Origin of the sequence: Pseudoalteromonas sp. DSM 26666 (assembly GCF_900116475.1) — a bacterium.
GTDB lineage: Bacteria > Pseudomonadota > Gammaproteobacteria > Enterobacterales > Alteromonadaceae > Pseudoalteromonas > Pseudoalteromonas tetraodonis.
On the sequence record NZ_FPAR01000005.1, the window covers coordinates 189,269 to 200,350 of the forward strand.

Below are 11,082 nucleotides of genomic sequence, written 5' to 3' on the forward strand. Positions count from 1 at the left end.
ACCGTTGATAACTCAAAATTCGACTTGCTTAAATATTAGGAGAGAGTTTTGGAAGTGTCTAATTTAAAAATAATTTTGATACTAAAGTATGTGCTACAACAACATAACCCATTTGTAGCACTCAAGTATACTAAGCACTTTTACTTAACGGTGTTCCACTGTGAAACTTAAAGTCTTCGTCATCAGATAAAATTAACTGTGCTTCTATTTCAGCAAATTCTTTTACCCGCTCGGTAATATCAAAATCAGCAATGTCTTGAGCAAGGGTTAAATAATCTTGGTAATGACGTGCCTCAGAGCGCAGCAATGAAATATAAAAATCCCCTAAGCGTTTATCTACATGGGGTGCAAGCTTGGCAAAACGCTCACACGAGCGTGCCTCTATGTACGCACCTACAATAAGCTTATCAACTAAGGCGTTGGGTTCAAACGTTTTAACATTACGCAGCATACCTTTGGCGTAACGACACGGCGTAATGCTTTTATACTCAACGCCATATTCATCCATAATTTCCAACACTTGATAAAAATGATGCAGCTCTTCTTTTATCAGCATTACCATTTTATCAATTAAATCTTGGCCATAAGGCGAGTCAGATTTAGGGATAATGGATTTAGTAAGTTTATTTTTAGCCGCTAAATCACGCCAATTTCCCTCACGTTTATAAATAAGCGTTTCAAACGGTTTAAGCCATTCAAGCAGTGCATCACTGCTCTCTTTATCTACCGCATACTTACGAATTAAAAACATGGCACTTTGCGCCGCTTTTAATTCACATATTAAGTGATCAATTAATATGATGGGTAAGTTTTCTTTTTTGATTGCTTGTTCAACCCACTCATCGGGAGTACTGCATAATAAAAAATTGTTAATTGGCTCTAAAAGCTGGCTATGTGGCACGCTGACTACTCATTGCTAAAAATTGCGATTATGGCATTTTAACATGAAATATTACTCTGAATAAAATAAACACTCGCCCTTATTGCAAGCATGTGGATAACTTGACTTTGTATACTTACTGAACCATAACTAAATGGACTGTATAAAAAACAAACCAATTATAACCAAACAGTAATATATCCTTTTATGGAGAGCACGCAATGATACTAAATCACCTATGGGGCTTATACGCCCACCCACTCGAAGAATGGCAAACAATTGATAACCGTCACGAAAGCTTAACCTATAGCTTATCGCACATTTTGCTTATCGCTTTATTTCCCTCTGCAATGGGGTACTACTCATCGGTTTACTTAGGCTGGAGTATAGGTACAGGTAATCCAGTATTTTTAACCCATGAAAGCGCACTGATGATTGGCGCAGCCATGTATGTCGCTTTAATTGGCGGTGTATTTGCACTGGCCTATTTAGCCCATTGGATGGCGGTTACTTTTGGTGCTAAACCAACTTTTACCCAAACAATTGAGCTGGCAGCTTATACCGCTACACCGGTGTTTATGTCGGCATTGGCAGCTTTTTGGCCTGAGCTGTGGTTTGTGGTGTGTGTTGGATTAGTTGCACTCGCCTACTCAGTTTATTTACTGTACACCGGCGTGCCAATTTTGATGCACATTCCGCAAGAGCGCGGCTTTATTTATGCAAGCTCTGTTGTTACCTGTGGATTAATTTTACTGGTTATTATATTAGCACTTACCGCTATGCTATGGACCAACGGTATTATCAGCCCCATGTTTACTTAAATATTCCTTTTCTATAGACGCAAAAAAGGAGCTGTTAAGCTCCTTTTTTTATTAGCCTTAAAATACTATCAGGCTAACATTACATTATTAATCAGATTCGTTTTCATCTTGATTATGTATTTCTAAACCAGATGACATTGCGTTTTCACGGATGCTTTTAGCTGAATCGTTGCGCAGCTTATCTATACGGTTTAAGTAATCTTGATCAATGTCGCCAGTAATGTATTGTCCGTCAAACACTGATGTTTCAAACTTAGTGATCTCTGGGTTTTCTTGGCTAACGGCAGCAATTAAATCGCTTAACGATTGAAAGATTAAACCATCAGAGCTAATGCTTTGGTTAATATCTTCTACTTCACGGCCGTGTGCAATAAGTTCTGCCGCAGATGGCATATCTATACCGTATACATTTGGAAAGCGTATTTCAGGTGCTGCTGATGCAAAGTAAACATTTTTAGCGCCTGACTCGCGTGCCATCTCTACAATTTGTGCTGAGGTGGTACCACGTACAATTGAGTCATCAACAAGTAGGACATTTTTACCTTTAAACTCACGGTCAATCGCATTGAGTTTTTGGCGAACTGATTTTTTACGAAGCTCTTGGCCAGGCATAATAAACGTACGACCAATATAACGATTTTTAACAAAGCCTTGGCGATACGGTAAGTCAAGCACGCGTGCCATTTCTAATGCAATATCACACGAGGTTTCTGGAATAGGAATAACCACATCAATGTCTTTGTCTGCCCATTCACGCGCTACTTTTTCACCTAACTTAGTCCCCATATTTACACGCGCTGCATACACTGACATACGGTCAATGGTTGAATCCGGTCGCGCAAAATAAACAAATTCAAAAATACACGGTGAGTAAGACACTTTATCTGCACAGCTTAAAGAGTGAAACTCTCCATTTTCAGTGACATAAATAGCTTCGCCTGGGGCAACGTCACGAACAAATTCAAAACCGTCAGGCTTTAATGCTACGCTTTCTGAGGCAAACATGTATTCAGTGCCGTTTGCTGATTCACGTTTACCAAACACCAATGGACGAATACCGTTTGGATCGCGAAACGCCACAATACCATGACCGATAATCATGGCGATAGTGGCATAACCGCCACTTACTTTATTGTTAACTTCAGTAACCGCGGTGAAAATATCTTCAGGGTCTAATTTTAGTTTGTCTGATTTACTTAGCTCATGCGCCATGATGTTAAGTAAAATTTCAGAATCAGAGGTCGTATTAACATGGCGACGTGCCTCTGAAAATAACTGCTCTTTTAACGACTCGGCATTGGTTAAGTTACCATTATGCGCAAGCGCTATACCAAATGGAGAGTTTACATAAAACGGCTGAGCCTCTGACGAACTTGAAGAACCCGCTGTTGGGTAACGCACATGGCCAATGCCAATATTGCCTTGCAAACGTTTCATATGACGAGTGTGAAATACATCTTTCACTAGGCCATTTGCTTTGCGCAAGCTAAATGTATTGTTCTCAATAGTTATGATACCCGCAGCATCTTGGCCACGGTGTTGCAAAACGGTTAAGCCATCATAAATCGCCTGATTAACTGGCGATGTTCCGACTATTCCAACGATACCACACATGTAATTTATCCTCGCCGATTAACGGTTTACTGAATTTAAAAAGCTCGAGTTGTTTTCTAGGTACGAAAAGAACCATTCAACTACAAAGCCAAATTCTGGAATCAAAATAGAGTTGCCCCACCAATGCGTACTTGGCGCACCAGTAAAAGCATCAAGAAAGAAGAGTAACGCGCTCACGACCAACACGCCTCGAAGAGCACCAAACACCAAACCAAAAACACGGTCTGTGCCGGATAATCCGGTTCGCTGTACAAGCTCACCTAAAATATAGTTTAGTAAACCGCCTAACAATAGCGTCGCAAAGAATAATATGGCAATGGCCGCCGCATTTCTTAAAAGGGGTTCAGAAATGGATGTTAGGAAGGAAGCTAAATATTGATAAAATAAGCTGGAGATGATGAAAGCCCCTGCCCATACCGCTAATGACATAGCTTCTTTAACAAAGCCGCGTATTAAACCGATGATGGTAGAGAGTGCAATAATGCCAAGAATGGCGTAATCAACCCAGATCATAAGAACCAATTAGTCGCTAATTTTGGGCGCATTCTATACCTAAACCTCCTTGTGATGCAAGTTTAAGCGTGAGATTACAGGTGAGTAAACACGCACCATTTTTAGATTAAAAATAGCGTAGACTCACCGTTATAAAAACAACAAACATTTTGTTTATAGCGCATCTATTTTGCTATTTTTGTGTGGGCATTGATAAGTAAAGGTAGCGAGCTAAAAATGCGATAAAGGTCTATTTAAACGTATAAAATAAGACGAGGTAAGTGTGTAATATCTCGCGATAAACACACTTCCTTTTATTGAATTTATTTGGTCACTTCAAATTGGGTGACTTTACCGTTGAGTTTGGTTAACTCTTTAAGTGCAGGAAGTTGAGATTGCAGTTCTTGTTTATTCAGTGATGGTCCGACAAAAACTTTCGTTAACGTCCCATTTGGCGTTTTAACTGGTTTAGTAAAAGTTTTAAACCCTTTAGCCTTGAGCTTAGCTTGCAACGCTTTTACATTGGCTGCATGTGAAAAACTACCTAACTGAATAACATACGCCATGCTAGTTAAGTTTTCGTTAGCTGGGCGCGTAGGTTCTTGAGTTGCAGCCGTACTGCTTTGGTTTGTATCAGGTATTACCGCTTCAACCATTGCAGGCTGGTCGGTAATGTCTGTTTGAGCAGCACTGTTTTGCTGTTCAAATGCGGCATCATCAGGCTGAATATCTTCAACTTCATCCTCTTTTAAAGGCTGTGTATTTGCCACTTTTTGATCGATTGATTCTTGTAAATCAATGGTCTTGAACTCAGAGCGTTCTGGAATCGCTTTAAAGCCTTCTTTATAGTGCACTTTTTCACCATCGAGTATATTGGGAATAAACACAATTGCTGCGATCACCACAATACTTGTTCCGACTAAGCGATTAATAAAACCTGAGTTCACCGACATCCTCTCTATTTTTTAAAGTAATGAATAGCGCCAGCCACGGTAAAAAATGAACCAAATACAATTAATAGTGTGTTACTTGGCTGGTTTGGCAAGATAGCATCCAATGCTGCCTCTACGCTATTATAACCCTGTTTAAAATAACTATTAGGAATGCTTAGAAGTGCCTGATGTAAATTAGCAGCGCTATCGCCGCGGGGGCCCTCTAAGCTCGCAAACGACCATTCATCTACTACATCACTAACTTCTTTAAGCACTCCGACCTTATCTTTATCAGCAAGCATAGCGGCTAATGCATGAATTTTAAAGCCTTTATCTTTATAGCTTGCTAATTTAGTCGCTAAATAGCGAGCTGATTCAGGGTTATGTGCTACATCGGTATACACTAATGGCTCTGCACTTAGTTGTTGAAAACGTCCCTCAACGACTAAGCTCGCTAAACACTGAGTAATCACCTCATCGCTCGGTAATAAGTTTAATACCGATAGAGCGGTTAATGCCGTGGCTACATTTTGACAAGGAATTGCTGGTTTAGGTAACTCAAGATTATGCTCTTTAAATTGCCAACTAAAACTCTGCGCGTGCTCTTTAAAAATAAAGTCGCTGCCAGATAACACCATATTAGCGTTAATTTCTTTACCATAATCGGTCATTGTATGCGGAATATTTAAGTCCCCAATAATTGCAGGAGTACTCTCTCGAAAAATACCCGCTTTGTCATAAGCAACTAATTCACGCGTGTCACCTAAGTATTCTTTATGATCTAAGTCGATGGTGGTGATGATGCTGGCATAGGGGGTAACAATATTGGTCGCGTCAAAACGCCCGCCTAAACCTACCTCTAACAGCACGTAATCAACCTCTAAACGCTTGAATATTGCTAACGCGCCTAAGGTGCCATATTCAAAATATGTCAGTGGGGTGTCACCACGACCTTGTTCTAATAAATTAAACGCATCGACATGGTATTGATCGTCAAGCTCTGCGCCATCAACGCGTACGCGCTCATTGTAACGAATTAAATGCGGAGAAGCATACGTACCAACACGATAACCTTGGGCTAATAACAGTGACTCTAAACAACGTGCTGTTGTGCCTTTGCCATTGGTGCCTGCAATAAGAATGATTTTACTTGAGGAGGTTAAAAGCCCAATGTTGTTAGCAACACAAGCAACGCGTTCTAAACCCATTTCTATATTAGCAGGGTGAACACTCTCTAAATAACAAAGCCAATCATCAAGGCTTGATGATTGGCTAGGAATTGTTTTTGTCATAGCATGTAATCAGTAAAGCTGAAATTTACGCTACTCTATGCTCTTGTTCCGTAGAAGGCAAGTTCATAAATTTTGCTAAGATACGTGCTAGCGTATCGCGCATTTCTCGACGGTCTATAATCATGTCGATTGCGCCATGTTCTAACAAGAATTCACTGCGTTGGAAACCCTCTGGTAGCGTTTCGCGAACAGTTTGTTCAATAACACGCGGACCGGCAAAACCAATCAAAGCTTTAGGCTCTGCAACATTAATATCACCAAGCATTGCCAATGATGCTGATACACCACCCATTGTTGGATCTGTCATTACAGAAATAAACGGTAGGCCTTTTTCAGTCATTTTAGCCAGTGCCGCACTGGTTTTAGCCATTTGCATAAGTGACATAAGGGCTTCTTGCATACGAGCACCGCCCGATGCAGAAAAACAAATCAGCGGCATATTATGCTCTAAACATTGGTCAACCGCGTCAACAAAACGAGCACCCACTACCGATGCCATTGAGCCACCCATAAATGAGAATTCAAATGCAACAGCAGCAACCGGAATGCCTTTTAGGTTCCCTTTCATTGCGACAAGCGCATCTTTTTCACCGCTTGACTTTTGAGCTGCATTGATACGATCTGAGTATTTTTTTGAGTCTCTAAATTTAAGCACATCTTTAGGTTCGTGTTGGGCACCTAACTCGTGACGATCGCCTTCATCTAAAAACTGTTCAAGACGTTTACGACCACTAACACGCATATGATGATCGCATTTAGGGCATACGTTCAGTGATTTTTCTAATTCTGCTTTATATAAAATTGAATCACATGACGTACATTTAGCCCATACACCTTCTGGAATTTCTTTACGACCTGAAGATTTAGTCGTTTTTGGTAAGATTTTTTCTAGCCAACTCATTTGCAACTCTCTTAATGCTGTTCTGTGTCGCGAGTCTACATGTTAACCATGCAAACAAATTTTTCCAATTAAAACATGAATTACGCTGTCACGGTATAAAAAACTGGTCTTAGTAGTTAGCAATACGAATAACAGCGTATAAATTTAGCCTCAAAATATACACATCTCGTTACTTATCAAATATCACTGTCGGCTAAAAACAATGGTCCTAGCGGCGTTCTAGGGATATTAAAATGATCTGGATAATCAACATCCACTAAATATAAACCTGCTGCTTTTGCTGTAGCGCTCGCTTTAGCTCGCTCTTTAACATCTAGCAGCTCTTTTAACCAAATTGGTTCATGTTTGTGTAAGCCAATATCCATTAAACAACCCGTAATATTACGTACCATATGGTGTAAAAACGCATTGGCTTTAATATCAATAATGACATAAGCACCTTGGCGCTGTACCGATAAATGATGAATCGTTCGCGTTGCCGTATTAGCTTGGCAGTGCAGCGCTCTAAACGAGGTAAAGTCATGCTCACCTAGTAAATATTGACACGCCTGCTGCATTTTCACTTCATCTAATGGGTGATGAAAATGTGTAACACCTTCATTTAATACCGCACCACGAAACGCATAATTGTAAATAACATAACGATAACGACGAGCAGTTGCACTAAAGCGGGCATGAAAGTCTTCCGCCACAGGTTGTGCAAAACGAATAGCAATATCTTTGGGTAATAAGGTGTTCATGCCTAATGTAAAGGCCACCATTTCACGCTCAGCATGTGTATCAAAATGCACTACTTGTCCAGTGCCATGTACACCGGCATCGGTACGCCCTGCACATACAATTTCAACTGGATGATTACAAATGCGCGACAACGCTTTTTCTACTTCTTGTTGTACACTATTTACGTGTGATTGACGCTGCCAACCACTGTAACGTGCGCCATTGTATTCTACTCCAAGTGCTACTCGCATAATTACTGCTTTACCTACTGTGCTAATCGACGCTGCATTTTATGCTATATGGCGTCCCAATAAAAGCAGCGAACTAAGGTTCCTAACTATGCAATACAAAAAACCCGCTATTAGCATCACTAATAACGGGGTTTTCGTATCAACCATACCTTACGGGAGCTTGGTTATTAATTTTTAAGTTTAGCCTTTAAACTTTGCGCTTCTTCTTGCACATCATCAGGGCCATTATTAATGATCTCATCCAGGATTTTAACTGCTGAGTCTGCATCATCTATCTCAATATAGGCATGTGCAAGATCAAGCTTAGCTGAGTAACCTCCGCTTTGGGTATCAACATCCATAGGGTTATCACCAGCCAGTAATGAATCATACTCACCTAGACCAACATCCATATCGACGTCTGTGTAAGGTTCGTGATCTAAATCAGCTTCATCGCTTTGCTCTAACAATGCATCAATATCAACAAAGTCATCCTGCGCTAATGGCTCAGTAACCTCAGGCTGCTCAATAGGCTCTTGCAACGAGGATGCGCTTTCGTCAGCTAAGTCTTCACTTAGTAAGCTATTAAAATCAACATCAAACTCACTGCTGTCACTTAAATCAACATTTTCAGGTTCTGCCAGTTCATTAAGCAAGGCATCAAAATCAGTTTGTGTTAAATCAGCCATGAACTCATCGTCAAGCTCATCATCTGAAATCATGTCTGATTCTGGCGATACTGGGCTTTGCGTTAAATCAGCTTCACGGTCAGCGTTCGTTTGCTCGTCAGTAAACTCTGATGATTCACCTAAAGCATCAAGTTGTTCATCATCAAACTCATCGTCTGTGCTAACGCTTTGCTCATCTATAATTTGTTCAGTCAGCTTTTCAGGCTCTGAAACTTCATTATCTAGACCTTGCGCAGTGTTTGACTCTGAAAACTCATTGTCTAGTAATAATTCATCATCAAAATCGTCTTCTAAGCTATCGAGATCATTACCTGCGGATAGTGCATTAGCGAGATCTTGCTCTGCTTGACTTGGTGACATACCCGTTGCATCACCGTCTAAATTATCACCTTGTAGCTCTTCTGGTGTTAGTGATTGATGCTCTTCATCAGATAAAGGCAACTCATCATCAAGCTCTAACTCAGGATATTCTTCAAGCTCTTCACTCGGTGTAACTATTTCTGGCTCGTATAGCTCATCGTCATCTGTCGATAAATCATTGTTTTGGATATCACCAGCAAGCGGATCATCACCTAAATCAATTTCATCTTCATCAAGCTCATCGTTTAAATCGTCGAGTGACCAATCAGGAACGTGTTCATCTGCATCGCTTGTTTGCTCAAGTTCACTTAAAAGATCATCAACGCTTTTAAAGTTTTCACCGTCGTACTCGTCAAGCGCATCTTCTGGGTCGAGTAAGGTTGAAGACGTATCGGTAAAGTCATCTTCTGATTCAACGTCAAACTCAGGATCTTGTTCAAGCTCTGGTTCTACTTCAAGCTCAGGCTCTGCTTCAAGCTCAGGCTCTGGTTCTGCTTCAAGCTCTGGTTCTACTTCAAGTTCAGGCTCTACTTCAAGCTCAGGCTCTGCTTCAAGCTCTGGTTCTACTTCAAGCTCTGGTTCTACTTCAAGTTCAGGCTCAACTTCAAGTTCAGGCTCTGCTTCAAGCTCAGGCTCAACTTCAAGCTCTGGTTCTGCTTCAAGTTCAGGCTCAACTTCAAGCTCAGGGTCAGTTTCAAGTTCTGGCTCTACTTCAACCACAGTTTCTACTTCAAGCTCAGGCTCTGCTTCAAGTTCAGGCTCTGCTTCAAGCTCAGGCTCTGCTTCAAGCTCAGGGTCAGTTTCAAGTTCTGGCTCTACTTTAAGCTCAGGTTCTACTTCAAGCTCAGGCTCTGCTTCAAGTTCAGGCTCTGCTTCAAGCTCAGGCTCTGCTTCAAGCTCAGGGTCAGTTTCAAGTTCTGGCTCTACTTTAAGCTCAGGTTCTACTTCAAGCTCAGGCTCTGCTTCAAGTTCAGGCTCTGCTTCAAGCTCAGGCTCTGCTTCAAGCTCAGGCTCTGCTTCAAGTTCAGGCTCTGCTTCAAGCTCAGGCTCTGCTTCAAGTTCAGGCTCTGCTTCAAGTTCAATTTCTGGCTCAGCTTCTACTTCAAGTTCAGATTCTGCTTTAAGTTCATCATCTACACCATCAACTGACCAATCTGGTGTTTCTACATAGTCGTCGGTAGGTTGTTCTAACTCACTTAACAGATCATCAATACTTTCAAGGTTTTCATCGTTAAATTCATCTAAGGCATCCTCTTGATCGAGTAATGTAGAAGATGTATCGGTGAAATCACCTTCAGATCCAACGTCAAACTCAGGCTCAGGTTCAAGTTCTGCTTGAAGCTCCGGCTCAGCTTCAAGCTCTGGTTCTACTTCAAGTTCAGGTTCTTCTTCAAGCTCCGGCTCAGCTGCAACTTCTGGCTCAGCTGCAACTTCTGGCTCAGCTTCAAGTTCTGGTTCTACTTCAAGCTCAGGCTTTACTTCAAGCTCTGGTTCTACTTCAAGTTCAGGCTCTGCTTCAAGCTCTGGTTCTACTTCAAGTTCAGGCTCTGCTTCAAGCTCAGGCTCTACTTCAAGTTCTGGCTCTGCTTCAAGCTCTGGTTCTACTTCAAGTTCAGGTTCTACTTCAAGTTCAGGCTCTACTTCAAGTTCAGGTTCAGCTTCAAGTTCTGGCTCTGCTGCTTCAAGCTCAGGCTCTACTTCAAGTTCAGGTTCAGGTTCAGCTTCAAGCTCTGGTTCTACTTCAAGCTCCGGCTCAGCTTCAACGCCTGGCTCAGCTTCAACGCCTGGCTCTGGCTCTACTTCTGGCTCAGCAAAAGATGAAGCGATAGATTCTACATCTTCACTATTTAACTCTTCTTGCGCGTCAGCTAAATCTTCAATTGAGTCCGCTAATGCATGATCTATTTCAGAATCATGAACATCACTTTCAGGTTGCTCCGCATCCAGTACATCGTCAATATCTACTTCGTCTTCATCAACTAGGCTGTCGATGTCTGGCTCTTCACTTTGAGCCTCAGTAGCCGATTGTTCTGCATCAAGTAAATCGTCAATATTAACTTCAACTAAGCTGTCAATATCCGCGTCTTCACTCTCTGCAGCAGCGGGTTGCTCTGCATCAAGCAAGTCATCAATGTCAATCTCGTCATCTTC

At 41.4% G+C, this 11,082-nt stretch carries 9 protein-coding genes; 1 reads left to right on the top strand and 8 read right to left on the bottom strand.

The window, feature by feature from the left end:
* Nucleotides 1-130: 130 nt before the first annotated feature.
* On the bottom strand, nucleotides 131-901 hold the full coding sequence (miaE, locus tag BM380_RS11055; RefSeq protein ID WP_013465460.1) for a tRNA isopentenyl-2-thiomethyl-A-37 hydroxylase MiaE: 771 nt from the start codon (nucleotides 899-901) through the stop codon (nucleotides 131-133).
* Between the two features lie 200 nt (nucleotides 902-1,101).
* Here miaE and BM380_RS11060 point away from each other — a divergent pair, with 200 nt between their 5' ends.
* Nucleotides 1,102-1,701 carry a Yip1 family protein gene (locus BM380_RS11060; RefSeq protein WP_008111059.1) on the top strand — a complete coding sequence of 200 codons (600 nt, stop codon included), beginning with the start codon at nucleotides 1,102-1,104 and terminating at the stop codon, nucleotides 1,699-1,701.
* A gap of 87 nt (nucleotides 1,702-1,788) precedes the next feature.
* Here the strand turns inward: BM380_RS11060 and purF are convergent, their stop codons facing one another.
* The 7 genes from purF to BM380_RS11095 form a co-directional block, all read right to left on the bottom strand.
* Entirely contained in the window at nucleotides 1,789-3,315 is a 1,527-nt protein-coding gene (gene purF / locus BM380_RS11065; protein ID WP_013465461.1) for an amidophosphoribosyltransferase, read from the bottom strand.
* Between the two features lie 18 nt (nucleotides 3,316-3,333).
* Entirely contained in the window at nucleotides 3,334-3,828 is a 495-nt protein-coding gene (locus BM380_RS11070; protein WP_090494368.1) for a CvpA family protein, read from the bottom strand.
* A gap of 302 nt (nucleotides 3,829-4,130) precedes the next feature.
* Nucleotides 4,131-4,754: an SPOR domain-containing protein gene (locus BM380_RS11075; protein WP_090494370.1), complete on the bottom strand. Its 624-nt coding sequence runs from the start codon at nucleotides 4,752-4,754 to the stop codon at nucleotides 4,131-4,133.
* 11 nt (nucleotides 4,755-4,765) lie between these two features.
* The gene (gene folC / locus BM380_RS11080) at nucleotides 4,766-6,031 is read right to left on the bottom strand and encodes a bifunctional tetrahydrofolate synthase/dihydrofolate synthase (protein WP_090494371.1); all 1,266 of its coding nucleotides are present in this window, start codon (nucleotides 6,029-6,031) and stop codon (nucleotides 4,766-4,768) included.
* Nucleotides 6,032-6,056: 25 nt separating this feature from the next.
* Nucleotides 6,057-6,932, bottom strand: a complete 876-nt coding sequence (gene accD / locus BM380_RS11085; protein WP_013465465.1) for an acetyl-CoA carboxylase, carboxyltransferase subunit beta — start codon at nucleotides 6,930-6,932, stop codon at nucleotides 6,057-6,059.
* Nucleotides 6,933-7,108: 176 nt separating this feature from the next.
* Nucleotides 7,109-7,903: a tRNA pseudouridine(38-40) synthase TruA gene (gene truA, locus BM380_RS11090; protein ID WP_016899264.1), complete on the bottom strand. Its 795-nt coding sequence runs from the start codon at nucleotides 7,901-7,903 to the stop codon at nucleotides 7,109-7,111.
* 167 nt (nucleotides 7,904-8,070) lie between these two features.
* Nucleotides 8,071-11,082, bottom strand: a 3,012-nt coding sequence (locus BM380_RS11095) for a FimV C-terminal domain-containing protein (RefSeq protein WP_302847037.1), incomplete at its 5' end; no start/stop codon positions are given.